Raw genomic sequence first — 15,713 nt, 5'->3', positions numbered from 1 at the left:
AAGGCAGAACAGCCCGCTGAAAAACCCACGAGTATTACCCGGCAAAAAAACGTACCATTTACGGTTCCACTTGAATGATGACGTGCCAGGCACGCAACGCAGTTCATTCAGGCGGTCCCGTTGAGACACCTGCCCCCAGGCAGCGGGACATTCGTTGATTTGCCAGAGTCCCCGCCATGCCCTTGCTAGACAGTCCCTTCGCCCAACTCGACCTGATCCGCCAACCCGAACAGCAGAACGAGCCGCTGCAGGCATTCGACGCAGCCGATGAATATCTGCTTGCGTACCTGGCCGAACAGCAGCCGGGAGCGGATACCCGGGTTCTGGTACTCAATGACGGCTTCGGGGCCCTGGCGGCGAGCTTGGCCGGCAAGGTCAAGGTCACCAGCAGCGGCGACTCGTTCCTTGCCCTACAGGCATTGGAGAAAAACCTGGCGCGCAACGGTTTGCCCTTCGATGCGGTACCGATCGTGCCCGCCAGCGAACCGCTGACAGGGCTGTTCGACCGTGTCCTGATCAAAGTACCCAAGGCCCTGGCCCTGCTGGAAGAGCAATTGATCCGGCTGCAAGAGCAACTGGCTCCAGGCGCTCAGGTCATAGCTGCCGCGATGGTCAAGCATCTGCCACGGGCCGCTGGCGATCTGCTGGAGCGCTATATCGGCCCGGTACAGGCCTCGTTGGCGGTGAAGAAGGCTCGCCTGTTGATTGCCACGCCACAAACCAGGACCACCACCGCCTCTCCCTACCCCACTCGCTATTGGCTGGATGAGCCGAAAATCGAGTTAATCAATCACGCCAACGTATTCTGTCGCGAAGGGCTGGATATCGGCACGCGCGCCTTTTTGCCACACCTGCCAAAGAACCTCGGCGCGGCGCGGGTGGCGGACCTGGGGTGCGGCAATGGCGTGCTGGCTATCGCCAGCGCCCTGCACAACCCGCAGGCCCAGTACACGTTGGTGGATGAGTCGTACATGGCGGTCCAATCAGCCGCTGAAAACTGGCGAGCGGCCCTGGGCGAGCGTGAGGTGACCCTGCGGGCCGGCGATGGACTCGCCGGACAAGCGCCACAATCTTTGGATGTGGTGTTGTGCAACCCACCCTTCCATCAGCAGCAAGTGGTCGGCGACTTCCTCGCCTGGCGGATGTTCCAGCAAGCCCGCGAGGCGTTGGTGGTTGGCGGCGCGCTGTACATCGTCGGCAACCGGCACCTGGGCTACCACAGCAAGCTGGCTCGGCTGTTCCGGGGAGTCGAGCAGGTCGCCGCCACGCCAAAATTCGTGATTCTCAAGGCCCGCAAGTAGCCCTGGCATTCAGTGCGGTCCGCTCAATGAGTCGTCAGCCCGGCGGCGTTCATGAACATCCGCATCAGGCTGGCGACGATAAACAGCGCCAGCACACTCCCGGCCCAGATCATCACCAGCCAGCCGAGCCGCTGCCATAACGGTTTTTTCTCAGCGGCTTCGATGTCTTTCAAGTCAGGCTTGGCCATTCTCGGCACCTCGCAGGTCGGTCAATGGTAGCCATCGTCATGGGTGACCTTGCCGCGGAACACGTAGTAACTCCAGAAGGTGTACACCAGGATCAACGGAATGATGAACAGCGTGCCGACCAGCATGAAGCCCTGGCTCTGGGGCGGTGACGCGGCGTCCCAGATCGAAATGGATGGCGGCACGATGTTCGGCCACAAGCTGATGCCGAGGCCACTGTAGCCAAGAAAGATCAACACCAGCGTCAGGATGAACGGCGTGTAGTTGGCGTTGCGGGCCACGGCGCGGAACAAGCCGTACATGGTGACGAGCACCAGGATCGGCACCGGCAGGAACCAGAACAGGTTCGGCAGGGTGAACCAGCGTGCCGCGATGTCGGCGTGAGCCAGCGGCGTCCAGATGCTGACGATGCCGATCACGGCGAGCACCACGAATGCCAGTGGTCTGGCCAGGTCGTGCATCTGCTCTTGCAGCTTGCCTTCGGTCTTCATGATCAGCCAGGTACAGCCGAGCAAAGCGTAGGCGGCGATCAACGCCAGCCCGCAGAACACCGTAAACGGCGTGAACCAATCCAGGGAGCCGCCGGCAAACTGGCGATTGACCACCTCGAAACCGTCGATGAATGCCCCCAGCGCCACGCCCTGGAAAAAGGTCGCCGTCAGCGAACCACCGATGAACGCCTTGTCCCACAAATGCCGCTTCTCGGCCTTGGCCTTGAAGCGGAACTCGAATGCCACGCCCCGGAAGATCAGGCCGACGAGCATCAGGATCAACGGCAGGTACAGCGCCGAGAGCACCACCGAATAGGCCAGCGGAAACGCCCCGAACAGCCCGGCGCCGCCCAGCACCAGCCAGGTTTCGTTACCGTCCCAGACTGGCGCGACGGTATTCATCATCACATCACGGTCGCGCTCGCCCTTGACGAAGGGGAAAAGAATGCCGATCCCCAGGTCGAAGCCGTCCATGATCACGTACATCATGATGCCGAAGATGATGACCACGGCCCAGATCAGCGGAAGGTCAATACCCATCTCAATTCCCCTTGTGCGAGCTGTCGTTGTGGTCCACTTCGTCGTCGCCTTCGTTGGCGGCCGACAATGGACGGGCCGGGGTGCGTTTCTGGCCCGGACCGCCATCGCTCGGCTCGGCTTCGTGAGCCACCGGCCCCTTGCGCACCAGGCGCAGCATGTAGCTCAGGCCCGCACCGAACAGCGCGAAATACACCACCACGAACATGATCAGGGTAAAGCTCATTTGTGCAAAGCTGTGGCCAGAGGAGGCATCCGCCGTGCGCATCAGACCGTAGACCACCCAGGGTTGGCGGCCGATTTCAGTGGTGAACCAGCCCGCGAGAATCGCAATCAAGCCCGACGGTCCCATCCACAGCACCAGGTGCAAAAATGGCCGGGATTGGTAGAGCCGTTCACCACGCCGCAGCCAGAGGCTGCACAGGCCGGTGAAAATCATCAGCAGCCCCAGGCCCACCATGACCCGGAACGACCAGAACACGATGGTCGAATTCGGCCGGTCCTCCGGCGGAAACTCCTTCAGAGCCGGCACTTGATCGGTCAGCGAGTGCGTCAGGATCAGGCTGCCCAGGTAAGGGATCTCAACGGCAAACTTGGTTTCCTCGGCTTCCATGTCCGGCCAGCCGAACAGAATCAGGGGCGTGGGCTCGTCGCCGACGTTTTCCCAATGCCCCTCGATCGCGGCGATTTTTGCCGGCTGATGCTTGAGCGTGTTGAGCCCGTGGAAGTCGCCGATGACCGCTTGCACCGGTGCCACCAGCAGGGCCATCCACATCGCCATGGACAGCATCCGGCGAATGGCCGGATTGTCGCGACCACGGAGCAAATGCCAGGCTGCCGACGACCCGACGAAGAACGCCGTGGCAACAAATGCCGCAACCGACATGTGCAACAGTCGGTAAGGGAACGAGGGATTGAACACCACCGCCAGCCAGTCCACCGGAATGACCCGGCCATCGATGATTTCGTAGCCCTGCGGAGTCTGCATCCAGCTGTTGGAGGAAAGAATCCAGAAAGTCGAGATCAGGGTGCCGATCGCCACCATGACCGTGGAGAAAAAATGCAGTCCCCTGCCGACGCGGTTCCAGCCGAACAACATGACCCCGAGGAAACCCGCCTCCAGGAAGAATGCCGTGAGCACCTCATAGGTCAGCAATGGCCCGGTGACCGCACCGGCGAAGTCCGAAAAGCGGCTCCAGTTGGTGCCGAACTGATAGGCCATGACCAGCCCGGACACCACGCCCATGCCGAAGTTGACGGCAAATATCTTCGACCAGAAGTGGTACAGGTCGCGGTAGGTGTCGTCACGCGTCTTCAGCCACAGCCCTTCGAGCACCGCCAGGTAACTCGCCAGGCCAATGGTGATGGCCGGGAACAGGATGTGGAACGAGATGGTGAATGCGAACTGGATTCGGGCGAGATCGAGCGCCTCCAAACCGAACATAAGTCTTCCTCTGTCAGGTAAAACCGGCTGCGGGCGGGGCTTGCATCACAGCTCCCTGGGGATATGGAGTGTGATGTTTTTCAAATCGTTCTTTTTTTAGAACCGTCACAACGCAGGATTCTGGCCGGGTGGCCCCAGCGCAACGCCTTGGCAGGCATTGATCTGGATCAAGCAATGCTCAAAGAGTAGACCCATATTTGCCGATGGACGGCGTGGTCTTTTGTCGCGTGGCAGGTTGTCTCAGTGCTGTCATCCTGTTCCAAGTCTGGATTTCCCAAAACCTGCACGGCCCCCGTGGCGAGGGAGCTTGCTCCCGCTCGGTTGCGTAGCGACCGTCAAAATCGAGGGCCGCTGCGCAGCCCAGCGGGAGCAAGTTCCCTCGCCACAATAGCCCGCATCAATTTTGAATTGATGTCTGGCTAACTATTTTTCCAGCCGCCGCAACTTCCAGTTACAGCTCGGTGATAATCTCGCTCTTCACGTCACCGGACCCGTCATAGATGCCCAGCCAAGCGCCCTTGCTGCTCCGTCACCACCGACCTTTCATCGCCTTCTGGCTGGCCCGGATCTTTACGGCGAGCGGCTTCCAGATGCTCACCGTGGCCATTGGCTGGAACCTCTATCAACTGACCGGCAACGTCTTGGACCTGGGTCTCGTAGGGCTGGTCGAGTTCGCACCTCGGGTGCTGTTCATGCTGCACACCGGGCATGTCGCCGATCGGTATGACCGGCGCAAGGTCGCGGCCATCTGCCAATCCTTGCAGGCGGCGATTGCCGCGGCGCTGGTGATCGGCAGCGCCACCGATAATGTTACGCGCGAGATGATCTTCATCCTGGCGTTCCTGCTGGGCGCGGCCCGCTCCTTCGAAATGCCGACGACCCAGGCGCTGCTGCCGAGCATCGTGCCTTCCGCACTGTTTCCCCGCGCCGTGGCCGCTGCGCAGTCGGCACAGCAATCGGCGACCATCGTCGCACCCGCGCTGGGCGGTTTGCTGTACGCCTTCGGCAGCGTCTGGGTCTACGGGCCGACCGTGCTGCTCTACCTCATCGCCTGCGGCTTGATGCTCAACCTGCCCGCGCGGCAGACGCCGTTGAACAAAGGCAAGGCGACCCTGGATTCGCTGCTGGCGGGCATCCGCTTCATCCGCAGCCGGCAGGATATTCTCGGGGCGATTTCCCTGGACCTGTTCGCGGTATTGCTGGGGGGCGCGACGGCGTTGCTGCCGGTATTCGCCAAGGACATCCTGCTCACCGGCCCCTGGGGCCTGGGCCTGTTGCGCTCGGCACCGGCGGTGGGCGCCTTGCTGATGTCGTTGTGGCTGGCGCGATTTGCCGTCGAGCGCAAGGTCGGCCGGGTGATGTTCACGGCGGTGGGCGTGTTCGGCGTCGCCACGATTGCCTTCGGCCTCTCCACTTCGTTCTGGTTTTCCTTGGCGGTGCTGGTGGTGCTGGGTGCGGCGGACATGATCAGCATGGTCATCCGCGCCTCTTTCGTGCAATTGGAAACGCCGGATGAAATGCGTGGCCGGGTCAGCGCCGTGAACGGCCTGTTCATCGGCGCCTCGAACCAGTTGGGTGAATTCGAGTCCGGCCTGACCGCCCACTGGTTCGGCACGGTGCCGGCGGTGGTCATGGGCGGCGTCGGCACGCTGCTGGTGACCGGGGCCTGGATCAAACTGTTCCCGACCCTGGCCAACCGCGACCGCATGCACGAACCGGTGGACGAAGCAAAAGCCTAGAGCAACTTATCCACAGTGATCGGGAAATTCCGCACCCGTTTGCCCGTGGCATGGTAGATCGCATTCGCCACCGCCGCGGCCACGCCGACAATGCCGATTTCACCGACGCCCTTGGACCCGAGGGCGTTGACGATGTCGTCCTGTTCATCGACAAACACCACGTCGATGTCGCCAATGTCGGCGTTAACGGGCACGTGGTATTCGGCCAGATTGTGGTTCATGTGACGGCCCAGGGCGTGATCGGTCAGGGTTTCTTCGTGCAGGGCCATGCCGACGCCCCAGACCACGCCACCGAGAATCTGGCTGCGGGCGGTTTTCGGGTTGATCACCCGCCCGGCCGCGATGGCGCTGACCACGCGGTTGACCTTCACCGTGCCCAGGTCTTCGTCGACCAGCACCTCGACGAACACCGCCGAGTGCGTAGCAGTGGCATAGGCCTGGCGTTTCTCATCCGGCTGGGCCGTGACTTGTGCCTGCAACGGCGTCTCGCCGCTGTTCCGAGCGAGCTCCGCCAGGGTGACACTGGCCTCCCCCATGCGCAGTTCACCGTCGACAAACGTCACTTGCTCAAGGGTTGCGCCGCTGAAGGCCGGACAAGTTTGCCGAGCCACCGCGAGCAGTTTTTCCCGCAGCGCCTCACAGGCTTGCTGCACTGCGGTGCCGACTGACGAGACGGTAAACGAACCGCCCTGCAGCGGTGCGGTCGGCAGCGACGAATCGCCAAGCACAAAGGTGACATCCTCCAAGGAAACGCCTGACGTCTCGGCAGCAATCTGGGTCATGACGGTATAGGTGCCGGTGCCGATGTCAGTGGTCGCGCTGCTGACGGTCAGCTTGCCGTTGGGATCCAGCGACGCTCGGGCGCTGGCCTTCTGCTGCATGGCCTCCCAGACACCGCCGGCCATGCCCCAACCTACCAGTTGCCGCCCTGCGCGCATGCTGCGCGGCTCCGGATTGCGCTTGCTCCAACCGAAACGGTCGGCTCCCTGGGCGTAACATTCGCGCAACTCCTTGCTCGAATACGGCTTGCCTTCGTTCTCGTTACGTTCGGCATAGTTGATCAAGCGCAGCTGGACCGGGTCGATGGCCAGGGCGCAGGCCAACTCGTCCATGGCGCACTCCAGACCGATCAGTCCAAGGGCGGCGCCGGGGGCACGCATGTCCAGCGGCGTGTAGACGTCCAGGGGCACCAGCTTGTAGCTCAATTCGACGTTATCGCAGTGATAGAGCATGCCGCTCCACTCCACCACATGCTCGGTGAAGTCCTCGAAGCGCGACGTCTGGCCTACGGCGCTATGGGCCACCGCGAGCAAACGTCCGTTGGCCGCAGCTCCCAGTTGCACGCGCTGGAAGGTCCGGGGCCGGTAGCCGAAGGTAAACATTTGCTGACGGGTCAGGCTGACCCGCACCGAGCGCTTGAGCGTCAGCGCGGCCATTACCGCCAACGGCAACTGGTACTGCGGGCGCAGCCCGGAACCGAAAGCGCCGCCAACGTAGGCGGCAAACACCCGCACCTGTTCTTTTTCCAGCCCGAACACCTCTTGCACGTAGGCCTGGCAATTCTGAGTGCCCTGGGTTTTGTCGTGAATGTGCAAGCTGCCGTCGGGTTGGTACAGAACGGTCGAAGCGTGGGGCTCCATCGGGTTGTGATGTTCGATCGGCGTGCTGTAGGACACATCAACGCTGAGTGCCGAGCTGGCGTACTCCCCCTGAAAATTTCCGCGGGGCTTGGGCAATTCGGCCGGTGCCGGATGCGCTTCGTTTTGCAGGATCGTCAGATCGGTCTGATGGTCCTGAGTCTCGTAGTCGATATCAACGAGCGAGCCGGCATAACGCGCCAACTCGAGATTTTCCGCAACCACCAGGGCGAGCGGCTGGCCGCTGTAGAGGACCTGGTCGTTGAACAACGGCCGGAACGGCGAACCCTCCGCGGCATCGGCATCCTGGTAGGGCTCGTCGTAACTGGCGATCTTCGGGCGGTTGGTATGGTCGATCACCGCGACGACGCCCGGCAGCGCCAAGGCTCGGGAAGCATCGATGCGCACGACCCGGCCACGGGCGATACCGCTGGAGACGACGCTGCCATGCAGCAGGCCATCTTCGGGGTACTCCCCGGCGTATCGGGCCCGACCAGTGACCTTGAGCAGGCCATCGGTCCGGTCAAGCGGCTTGCCTATGGTTTTGCTCAATGCATTCATCGGGTGGTTCCCCCCACCAGCGCGGCATCGCTCAAGGCGCGGATAATTGCCCGGCGAGCCAGTTTGACTTTGAAGCCGTTGTGCTCCAGCGGCTCGGCGTTCTGCATTAACGCATCGGCAGCCGCCGTAAAGGTTTCGCGGCTGACGGCCTGGCCGACCAGCCAGTTCTCCACGGCCTTGTCGCGCCACGGTTTGTGGGCTACACCGCCGAGGGCCAGCCGAGCCTGGCGAATCACCGGCCCATCAAGCTCCAGCGCCGCCGCCACCGAAACCAGCGCAAAGGCGTAGGAGGCCCGGTCACGGATCTTCAGGTAGTGGCTATGTTCAGCAAATCCCGCTGGGGGCAACTCGATGTAGGTGATCAGCTCGTCATCGGCCAATTGGTTGTCCCGATCCGGTGCGTCACCGGGCAGACGGTGAAAATCAGCGAATTCGATGGTCCGCGCGCCGCCCCGTCCCAGCACATGAACAACCGCCTCAAGCGCCGCCAGGGCCACGCACATGTCCGACGGATGAGTCGCCACGCACTGATCACTGGCGCCGAAAATCGCATGGATCCGGTTCAGGCCGCTTCGGGCCGGGCAACCGCTGCCTGGGCGCCGCTTGTTGCAGGGCACGGAGGCGTCATAAAAGTAATAGCAGCGCGTGCGTTGCAACAGGTTGCCACCGGTGCTGGCCATATTGCGCAACTGCGGCGAGGCGCCCGCCAGGATGGCTTGGGCGAGCAGCGGATAGCGCCGTTGAATCCACGGATGCCAGGCCAGATCGGCATTACTCACCAATGCGCCAATCATCACCCCGCCCGACGGGGTCTCGCTGAGGTCCGTCAAAGGCAGACCGGTGATATCGATCAAGTGCTGGGGGCGGCTGAGGTTTTCCTTCATCAGGTCCAGCAGGTTGGTGCCGCCAGCGATGAAACGCGAGTTCGCACTGGACAACTCGACGGCCGCCTGCACGGTGTCGGGCTTGCTGTAGCTAAAGGGATTCATCGCTCGCCCTCCGTTGGCTGGCAGAGCGGAAGCGCTTCCTCGATGGCGTCGCGAATATTGTTGTAGGCGCCGCATCGGCAGAGGTTGCCGCTCATCAGTTCGCTGATTTCGGCGCTGGTCTGCGCCCGGCCCTCGTTGGCCAGCCCCACCGCCGAACAGATCTGCCCCGGCGTGCAGTAGCCGCACTGGAACGCGTCATGCTTGATGAACGCCCGCTGCATGGGGTGCAGCTCATCGCCATTGGCCAAGCCCTCGACGGTGGTCAGCTCAGCGCCGTCGCACATCACCGCCAGGGTCAGGCAGGCGTTGATGCGCTTGCCATCACGCAACACCGTGCAGGCACCACATTGGCCGTGATCGCAGCCTTTCTTGCTGCCTACCAGGTCCAGTTGCTCGCGCAGCAGGTCCAGCAGCGTGGTCCAGGGCAGCACCTGCAACTCACGCACGGCGCCATTGAGTGTCAGACGTATCGGATGACGGACGAAGGACGCCTGCGTCGCTTCGGACAAGGTCGCGCTCATGGAACACCTCACGGTTGGTCGTACTCGCGGCGTTTTGGGAAACCGCCGTCATAAGGGGTACGACTTCGAGGTGGGGTGAGCGTTCAAGGCAATTGGGCGACGAAACGCCAGCGGCCGCTGCGCAGCCGAGCGGGAGCAAGCTCCCTCGCCACAGGGCTACTCTCGATTAAAGGAAAGATCAGACCAGCAACTCCGCCGCCACCACGCCTCTCACGCCCTTGCCGGCGAGTTGCTCCACCAGCGTCAGGGCAAATATCAGGGCGGCGGCCGAGCCTTGGGCGGTGATGCAATTGCCATCCACCACCACCGGCTGGTCGACGAAGCTGCATCCGGACAGCTGCTGGCTCACGGCGGGCAGGCACGTCATGCGGCGCTGGCGTAGCACGCCGAACGCCTGGAGTACCAGCGCCGGCGCTTCGGCGATGGCGGCAAAAAATCGCCCGGCGGCGGCCTGGTCCCTGACCAACTGCTGCAACGGCTGGTGGGCGGCCAGATGCTGCGCGCCAATGATGCCGCCCGGCAGGACGATCAGGTCGAAATCCTGGACCAGCATGTCCACCAGCATGCCGTCGGCGGTCAGGCGCGTGCCGCGTGCACAGGTGAGCATGCGTCGGCCCTCGATACTCGCCACCACCACTTCGAGCTGCGCACGACGCAACACATCGATCAGCGTTACCGTCTGCAAATCATCGACGCCTTCAGCCACGGCAATCAGGGCTCGAGGGATCTTGGTTCCAGGAATCATGGGCGCTCTCCGCTGGGTGATTCCCTCAAGACTAGCCAGCTTTGCCGGGCCGTGTCAGGTGAAGGCAGTCCGTGACGTGGTCATTTGATGTAGAGCTCGGTCGCCATCCGGTTCCCCGGCGCGTTGATCGACACATTGCTGAAGCTGAAGTTGCCTTCCTGCTTGCCCTTCAGATCGAAGATGTACAGGTAACCGACCACCTTGGTGCTTGTCGAACAGTCGTTGAGATTGCCATTGCTGAACGCGCACACCGGCGAGCGGGTGCCGTCGACTTCGAAGCCGTCCAGCGTGACATGAGGCTGGCGGCCATAACCGACCTCCAGCACGTAGACCTTGATATTCGGCCCGCTATGATCGCAACGGGTCTGCGTCTGCCCTGCCGCGACATCCTCGAAACCACAGGTCGGCGATTCGACCTTGAGCACCTTGACCTCGCTCAGCGGCGGCGCGGAGGCGGCGTGCGCCGCCGGTCCGAGCAGCGCCAGGTTCAACGCGCAGGTCCATGCGAATTTTTTCATGCGATACATACCGACCTCCCCGGAATCGCGCGCAGTATGGCCCAACTTTTGCGTCTGCACACTTTGCGACGCACACCGAGGATCGCAGCCTCATCGCCGCGCTGCTATGATGCGCGGCTTTTTCCGACCCACAGAAAATCCCGGGCGCCCCTGGCGCAGTGTGCTTTGCTGTTGAGGTCGATACATTCACGGCGCCGCGCGCGCCACGGGGAGCAGACATGCTGGAAAGGCTGTTTCAACTCAAGGCACACAACACCAACGTGCGGACCGAGATCCTGGCGGGCGTCACGACCTTCCTGGCCATGGCCTACATTCTGTTCGTCAACCCGAGCATTCTCGGCGAAACCGGCATGGACAAGGGCGCCGTCTTCGTCGCCACCTGCCTGGCGGCGGCCATCGGTTCGACGGTCATGGGCCTGATCGCCAACTACCCGATCGCCCTCGCACCGGGCATGGGCCTGAACGCCTTCTTCACCTATACCGTGGTCTTGCACATGGGCCACACCTGGCAAGTGGCGCTGGGTGCGGTATTCGTTTCAGCCGTATTGTTTTTCCTGCTGTCGATCTTTCGTATTCGCGAATGGATCATCAACAGCATCCCGCTGCCACTGCGCTCGGCCATCGCCGCCGGTATCGGCCTGTTCCTGGCGCTGATCGCCTTGAATAACGCTGGCATCGTGGTGAAAAACCCGGCGACCATGGTCGGTCTGGGCGACCTGAAACAACCGGCGCCGATCCTGGCGACCCTGGGCTTCGTCCTGATCGTCGCCCTCGAAGCACTGAAAGTGCGCGGCGCCGTGCTGATCGGCATCCTGGCGGTCACCGTCGTCTCGATCGTGATGGGCTTCACGCCGTTTGGCGGGATCATTTCCGCGCCGCCCTCCCTGGCCCCGACGTTTTTACAACTGGACATCAAGGGCGCCCTGGACATCGGCCTGGTGAGCGTGATCTTCGCCTTCCTCTTCGTCGACCTGTTCGACAACTCCGGCACCCTGATCGGCGTCGCCAAGCGCGCCGGGCTGATGGGCAAGGACGGCCACATGCCGAAGATGGGCCGCGCGCTGATCGCCGACAGCACGGCCGCCATGGCTGGTTCGCTGCTGGGCACCTCGACGACCACCAGCTACATCGAGTCGGCGGCAGGCGTCAGCGCTGGCGGACGCACCGGCCTGACCGCCATCGTTGTGGCGATCCTGTTCCTGCTGGCGCTGTTCTTCTCGCCACTGGCCGCCAGCGTCCCGGCCTTCGCCACCGCGCCGGCCCTGTTGTTTGTAGCCGTGTTGATGACCTCTGGCCTGGCCGAGATCGACTGGGACGACATCACCGTCGCCGCCCCGGTGGTGATCACGGCGCTGGCAATGCCGTTCACCTACTCCATCGCCAATGGCATCGCCTTCGGCTTCATCGCCTGGACCGCCATCAAACTGGTGTCGGGCCGTGGCCGTGAGCTGAACCCGGCGCTGGTCATCCTGTCGATCCTGTTCGTTATCAAGTTGGGTTGGTTCAACGCATGACTTTTGATTCCCAGGCCTACGCCGCCCAGTTGCAGGACAAGGTCACGCGCTTGCGTGACTTGCTGGCTCCGTTCAATGCACCCGAGCCCGAGGTATTCGACTCGCCCTTGCAGAACTTCCGCCTGCGCGCCGAATTCCGCCTGTGGCGCGAAGCCGGCGAACGCCATTATGCGATGTTCTCCCAAGACGACAAGCGCACGCCGATTCTGATCGAAGAGTTCCCCATCGCCAGCCTGCGCATCAACCAATTGATGCCGCAGCTCAAGGCCGCCTGGCAGGCCAGTGCGCCCTTGAGCCACAAGCTGTTCCAGGTCGAATTTCTGACCACCCTGGCCGGCGACGCGATGATCACCCTGTGTTATCACCGCCCGCTGGATGAACACTGGCACGCCGCGGCGTCGCAACTCGCGACCGACCTTGGCGTCAGTATCATCGGGCGCTCCAAAGGCAAACGGGAAGTGATCGGCCACGATTACGTGGTGGAAAAACTTGAGGTGGGCGGCCGTGCCTTCAGCTATCGCCAGCCCGAAGGCGCCTTCACCCAGCCCAACGGCACGGTAAACCAGAAGATGCTCAGCTGGGCTTATGAAGCCTTGGGCGATCGCAGCGACGATCTGCTGGAGCTTTACTGCGGCAACGGCAACTTCACGTTGCCCCTGGCCACCCGCGTACGCAAAGTGCTCGCCACTGAAATCAGCAAGACATCGGTCAACGCCGCGCTGAGCAACCTCCGCGAAAACGCTGTGGATAACGTCACGTTGGTACGGCTCTCCGCCGAGGAACTGACCGAAGCCTTGAACGAAGTCCGCCCATTCCGCCGCTTGCAGGGTATCGATCTGAAAAGCTACGAATTCGGCAGCGTCTTCGTCGACCCACCTCGCGCCGGCATGGACCCGGACACCTGCGAACTGACCCGACGCTTCGACAATATCCTCTACATTTCCTGCAACCCGGAAACCCTCGCCGCGAACATCGCACAGTTGAGCGACACCCACCGCATCACGCGCTGCGCGTTGTTCGATCAGTTTCCGTGGACTCATCACATGGAATCCGGCGTGTTGTTGACTCGGCGCTGACCTACGCAAACCGTCGTGGCGAGGGAGCTTGCTCCCGCTCCGTTGCACAGCAACTGCAAAAACCTGGGGCTGCTGCGCAGCCCAGCGGGAGCAAGCTCCCTCGCCACAACTGCCCTCTCCTTATAACGGCAATGTTCGATCATCGAACAGTTATTGCCCGACGACCGCTGCTTTATTTGACCAAATTAACCATCTAGTACAATTTATCCCCACAGGCTGAACTACAGCCCACACCAACAATAAAAATGTGGAGAAATTGCGATGCCTCCGATCGTTCTGGTGCTCAACGGCCCGAACCTGAACCTGCTCGGCACACGCGAGCCGGCCACCTATGGCCACGAAACCCTGGCTGATATTTCCGCGCTGTGCGGCCGTGCCGCCGAGGAGTTCGGCCTGGCCGTGGAGTTCCGCCAGACCAACCAGGAAGGCGAATTGCTTGACTGGATCCACGGCGCCCGTGGCCGGTGTGCCGGGATCATCATCAACCCGGCGGCCTGGACCCACACTTCGGTTGCGATCCGCGACGCGCTGGTGGCCAGTGAAGTCCCGGTGATCGAAGTCCACCTGTCCAACGTCCACGCCCGCGAAACCTTTCGTCACCACTCCTTTGTCTCATCAGTCGCCATCGGCGTGATGTGCGGGTTCGGCAGCCATGGTTATCGCCTGGCCCTGGAGCATTTCAGTCAGCGGTTGAAGGGTTGATGAGTATGTCCAACGTCACTGTACTGGCCGGCCTGATCGGCGCGGGCATCCAGGCCTCTCGCACGCCGGCGCTCCACGAACATGAAGGCGATGCCCAAGGCATGCGTTACCTGTATCGGCTGATTGATCTCGATGCGCTAAAACTCGACAGCGGCGCCCTGGCCGATTTGCTGGTGGCTGCCGAGCGCATGAGTTTTACCGGGCTGAATATCACGTTTCCCTGTAAACAGGCGGTCATCCCGCTGCTGGACGAGTTGTCGCCCGAAGCGCGCGGCATCGGTGCGGTGAATACCGTGGTGCTCAAGAACGGCAAACGCATCGGCCACAACACCGACTGCCTCGGCTTCGCCGAGGGCTTTCGGCGTGGCCTGGGCGATGTTACCCGTCGCCATGTTGTCCAGATGGGCGCAGGGGGTGCCGGGGCCGCCGTTGCCCACGCGCTACTCGCCGAAGGCGTGGAGACGCTGAGCATCTTTGATGTCGAGACCAGCCGTGCCGAGGCGCTGGCGAATAACCTGAACCAACAGTTCGGCACCGGCCGTGCTCGCGCCGGGCATGACCTGCCCACCGCCATGGCCGAGGCCGACGGGCTGGTGAACACCACGCCCATGGGCATGGCGAAACTGCCGGGCATGCCGGTACCGGTGGAGCTGTTGCGAGGCGATCTGTGGGTCGCGGAAATCGTCTATTTCCCGTTGGAAACCGAACTGCTGCGCAACGCCCGCGCCCTCGGCTGCCGCACGCTGGATGGCGGCACCATGGCGGTGTTCCAGGCGGTGAAGGCGTTCGAACTGTTCAGCGGCGTGGCGCCCGATGCGGGGCGGATGCTGGCGCATTTTCAGCGCATGGATAATTAAAGCCGAGTGAAAATTCCTCTGTGGGAGCGAGCCTGCTCGCGAATGCGTTGTTTCAGCCGGCGAATTGTGACTGGCACAGCGCATTCGCGAGCAGGCTCGCTCCCACAAGGTATGCAGAGGTTCGGTGTCAGGCCTGCAAATACCGCAACACCGATTCACAGACCATCTGCCGATGGCGCTGCTTGACCGCTTCGTCCGACAGATCGATCTGAAAGATCTCACCGAACGTCTGGCGGTTGGACACCCGATAGAAGCAGAACGAGCTGATCAGCAGGTGCACATCCAGCGGCTCGAGGCCGGCGCGAAATACGCCCTCTTCGGCGCCTCGGCGCAATATCACGCCAAGGGAATCGAGAATGGTGTTGGTCATCGCCTTGATCGCGCCGGATTGCTTCACGTATTCGGCGTTATGGATGTTCTCGATGCAGACGATACGCACGAAGTCCACATTGCGGTCATGGTGGTCGAAGGTGAATTCCACCAGGCGCCGGATTGCGTCGACCGGCGCCAGCTCGGCCAGGTGCAGGCGGCTTTCGGTGGTGCGGATGTCGCCGTAGAGTTTTTCCAGCACCTCGACGTACAGCTGCTCCTTGCTGCCGAAGTAGTAATAGATCATCCGCTTGGAGGTGTGGATGCGCTCGGCGATAGCGTCGACCCGCGCGCCGGCCAGCCCCTGCTGGACGAACTCGACAATGGCTTCCTGAAGAATGTTTTCCCGGGTCTTTTCCGGGTTGTTCTTGCGACTCTTGCGCGGCGCGGCGACAGGTTCGTCGAGGGCTGCGGAAAGCTCTGGATTCATAGTCATTACGGGCTCACGGCCATCACTGCACAGGTTGGCGATTATGGGCCGCACCGCACAGTGAAGGAAGCCACGGCGTTGCCCTTTACCGCCGCG

At 62.3% G+C, this 15,713-nt stretch carries 15 protein-coding genes; 6 read left to right on the top strand and 9 right to left on the bottom strand.

All coding sequences use genetic code 11. The features are described from left to right. Positions 1–176: 176 nt before the first annotated feature. Positions 177–1,301: a methyltransferase gene (locus J3P94_RS04630; protein WP_434571685.1), complete on the top strand. Its 1,125-nt coding sequence runs from the start codon at positions 177–179 to the stop codon at positions 1,299–1,301. Positions 1,302–1,324: 23 nt separating this feature from the next. On the opposite strand, the gene J3P94_RS04625 is transcribed toward J3P94_RS04630, so the two are convergent. The 3 genes from J3P94_RS04625 to J3P94_RS04615 are packed head-to-tail and all read right to left on the bottom strand — an operon-like array spanning position 1,325 to position 3,959. Beyond that, positions 1,325–1,489 (bottom strand): DUF2474 domain-containing protein, encoded by a 165-nt coding sequence (locus tag J3P94_RS04625; RefSeq protein ID WP_305498675.1) that lies wholly within the window; start codon positions 1,487–1,489, stop codon positions 1,325–1,327. A 21-nt stretch (positions 1,490–1,510) separates the two neighbouring features. Further along, a complete protein-coding gene (gene cydB / locus J3P94_RS04620; protein WP_434571683.1) occupies positions 1,511–2,518 on the bottom strand; it encodes a cytochrome d ubiquinol oxidase subunit II in 1,008 nt (335 codons plus the stop codon). A gap of 1 nt (position 2,519) precedes the next feature. Continuing rightward, a complete protein-coding gene (locus J3P94_RS04615) occupies positions 2,520–3,959 on the bottom strand; it encodes a cytochrome ubiquinol oxidase subunit I (RefSeq protein WP_434571681.1) in 1,440 nt (479 codons plus the stop codon). Between the two features lie 500 nt (positions 3,960–4,459). Between J3P94_RS04615 and J3P94_RS04610 the strand changes: the two genes are divergently transcribed. After that, positions 4,460–5,698, top strand: a complete 1,239-nt coding sequence (locus tag J3P94_RS04610; RefSeq protein ID WP_434571679.1) for an MFS transporter — start codon at positions 4,460–4,462, stop codon at positions 5,696–5,698. On the opposite strand, the gene J3P94_RS04605 is transcribed toward J3P94_RS04610, so the two are convergent. The 5 genes from J3P94_RS04605 to J3P94_RS04585 form a co-directional block, all read right to left on the bottom strand. Then, the gene (locus J3P94_RS04605; RefSeq protein ID WP_434571677.1) at positions 5,695–7,896 is read right to left on the bottom strand and encodes a xanthine dehydrogenase family protein molybdopterin-binding subunit; all 2,202 of its coding nucleotides are present in this window, start codon (positions 7,894–7,896) and stop codon (positions 5,695–5,697) included. The genes J3P94_RS04610 and J3P94_RS04605 overlap by 4 nt on opposite strands. After that, positions 7,893–8,885, bottom strand: a complete 993-nt coding sequence (locus J3P94_RS04600) for an FAD binding domain-containing protein (RefSeq protein WP_434571676.1) — start codon at positions 8,883–8,885, stop codon at positions 7,893–7,895. The genes J3P94_RS04605 and J3P94_RS04600 overlap by 4 nt, the downstream gene beginning before the upstream one ends. Beyond that, a complete protein-coding gene (locus J3P94_RS04595) occupies positions 8,882–9,406 on the bottom strand; it encodes a (2Fe-2S)-binding protein (protein WP_434571674.1) in 525 nt (174 codons plus the stop codon). Before J3P94_RS04595 ends, J3P94_RS04600 begins: the two co-directional genes overlap by 4 nt. Before the next feature lie 178 nt (positions 9,407–9,584). Continuing rightward, positions 9,585–10,151, bottom strand: a complete 567-nt coding sequence (locus J3P94_RS04590) for a DJ-1 family glyoxalase III (protein WP_434571672.1) — start codon at positions 10,149–10,151, stop codon at positions 9,585–9,587. Positions 10,152–10,231: 80 nt separating this feature from the next. Further along, positions 10,232–10,669 carry a DUF4879 domain-containing protein gene (locus J3P94_RS04585; protein WP_434571671.1) on the bottom strand — a complete coding sequence of 146 codons (438 nt, stop codon included), beginning with the start codon at positions 10,667–10,669 and terminating at the stop codon, positions 10,232–10,234. 218 nt (positions 10,670–10,887) lie between these two features. Here J3P94_RS04585 and J3P94_RS04580 point away from each other — a divergent pair, with 218 nt between their 5' ends. The 4 genes from J3P94_RS04580 (at position 10,888) to J3P94_RS04565 (ending at position 14,818) form a co-directional block, all read left to right on the top strand. Further along, positions 10,888–12,183: an NCS2 family permease gene (locus J3P94_RS04580; RefSeq protein ID WP_305498657.1), complete on the top strand. Its 1,296-nt coding sequence runs from the start codon at positions 10,888–10,890 to the stop codon at positions 12,181–12,183. After that, positions 12,180–13,259: a tRNA (uridine(54)-C5)-methyltransferase TrmA gene (trmA, locus tag J3P94_RS04575; protein ID WP_434571669.1), complete on the top strand. Its 1,080-nt coding sequence runs from the start codon at positions 12,180–12,182 to the stop codon at positions 13,257–13,259. The genes J3P94_RS04580 and trmA overlap by 4 nt, the downstream gene beginning before the upstream one ends. Before the next feature lie 261 nt (positions 13,260–13,520). After that, complete coding sequence (gene aroQ, locus J3P94_RS04570) at positions 13,521–13,961, top strand: type II 3-dehydroquinate dehydratase (RefSeq protein ID WP_305498655.1); 441 nt, start codon at positions 13,521–13,523, stop codon at positions 13,959–13,961. Between the two features lie 5 nt (positions 13,962–13,966). Next, positions 13,967–14,818, top strand: a complete 852-nt coding sequence (locus J3P94_RS04565; protein ID WP_434571668.1) for a shikimate dehydrogenase — start codon at positions 13,967–13,969, stop codon at positions 14,816–14,818. 127 nt (positions 14,819–14,945) lie between these two features. On the opposite strand, the gene J3P94_RS04560 is transcribed toward J3P94_RS04565, so the two are convergent. Then, the gene (locus J3P94_RS04560; protein WP_320389482.1) at positions 14,946–15,623 is read right to left on the bottom strand and encodes a TetR/AcrR family transcriptional regulator; all 678 of its coding nucleotides are present in this window, start codon (positions 15,621–15,623) and stop codon (positions 14,946–14,948) included. Between the last annotated feature and the right edge of the window lie 90 nt (positions 15,624–15,713).

The sequence above is a fragment of the Pseudomonas sp. Z3-8 genome (assembly GCF_051131975.1).
Lineage (GTDB): Bacteria > Pseudomonadota > Gammaproteobacteria > Pseudomonadales > Pseudomonadaceae > Aquipseudomonas.
The sequence above is the reverse complement of the archived record's forward strand: the minus strand, read 5'-3'. Positions and strand labels throughout refer to the sequence as shown.

Excerpts from the sequence above, each read along its gene's own strand:
- trmA (WP_434571669.1), top strand. The coding sequence starts at position 12,180 with ATGACTTTTGATTCCCAGGCCTACGCCGCCCAGTTGCAGGACAAGGTC.
- J3P94_RS04585 (WP_434571671.1), bottom strand. The coding sequence starts at position 10,669 with ATGAAAAAATTCGCATGGACCTGCGCGTTGAACCTGGCGCTGCTCGGA.
- J3P94_RS04610 (WP_434571679.1), top strand. The coding sequence starts at position 4,460 with ATGCCCAGCCAAGCGCCCTTGCTGCTCCGTCACCACCGACCTTTCATC.
- J3P94_RS04600 (WP_434571676.1), bottom strand. The coding sequence starts at position 8,885 with ATGAATCCCTTTAGCTACAGCAAGCCCGACACCGTGCAGGCGGCCGTC.
- J3P94_RS04565 (WP_434571668.1), top strand. The coding sequence starts at position 13,967 with ATGTCCAACGTCACTGTACTGGCCGGCCTGATCGGCGCGGGCATCCAG.
- J3P94_RS04630 (WP_434571685.1), top strand. The coding sequence starts at position 177 with ATGCCCTTGCTAGACAGTCCCTTCGCCCAACTCGACCTGATCCGCCAA.
- aroQ (WP_305498655.1), top strand. The coding sequence starts at position 13,521 with ATGCCTCCGATCGTTCTGGTGCTCAACGGCCCGAACCTGAACCTGCTC.
- J3P94_RS04615 (WP_434571681.1), bottom strand. The coding sequence starts at position 3,959 with ATGTTCGGTTTGGAGGCGCTCGATCTCGCCCGAATCCAGTTCGCATTC.
- J3P94_RS04595 (WP_434571674.1), bottom strand. The coding sequence starts at position 9,406 with ATGAGCGCGACCTTGTCCGAAGCGACGCAGGCGTCCTTCGTCCGTCAT.
- J3P94_RS04590 (WP_434571672.1), bottom strand. The coding sequence starts at position 10,151 with ATGATTCCTGGAACCAAGATCCCTCGAGCCCTGATTGCCGTGGCTGAA.
- cydB (WP_434571683.1), bottom strand. The coding sequence starts at position 2,518 with ATGGGTATTGACCTTCCGCTGATCTGGGCCGTGGTCATCATCTTCGGC.
- J3P94_RS04625 (WP_305498675.1), bottom strand. The coding sequence starts at position 1,489 with ATGGCCAAGCCTGACTTGAAAGACATCGAAGCCGCTGAGAAAAAACCG.
- J3P94_RS04580 (WP_305498657.1), top strand. The coding sequence starts at position 10,888 with ATGCTGGAAAGGCTGTTTCAACTCAAGGCACACAACACCAACGTGCGG.
- J3P94_RS04560 (WP_320389482.1), bottom strand. The coding sequence starts at position 15,623 with ATGACTATGAATCCAGAGCTTTCCGCAGCCCTCGACGAACCTGTCGCC.
- J3P94_RS04605 (WP_434571677.1), bottom strand. The coding sequence starts at position 7,896 with ATGAATGCATTGAGCAAAACCATAGGCAAGCCGCTTGACCGGACCGAT.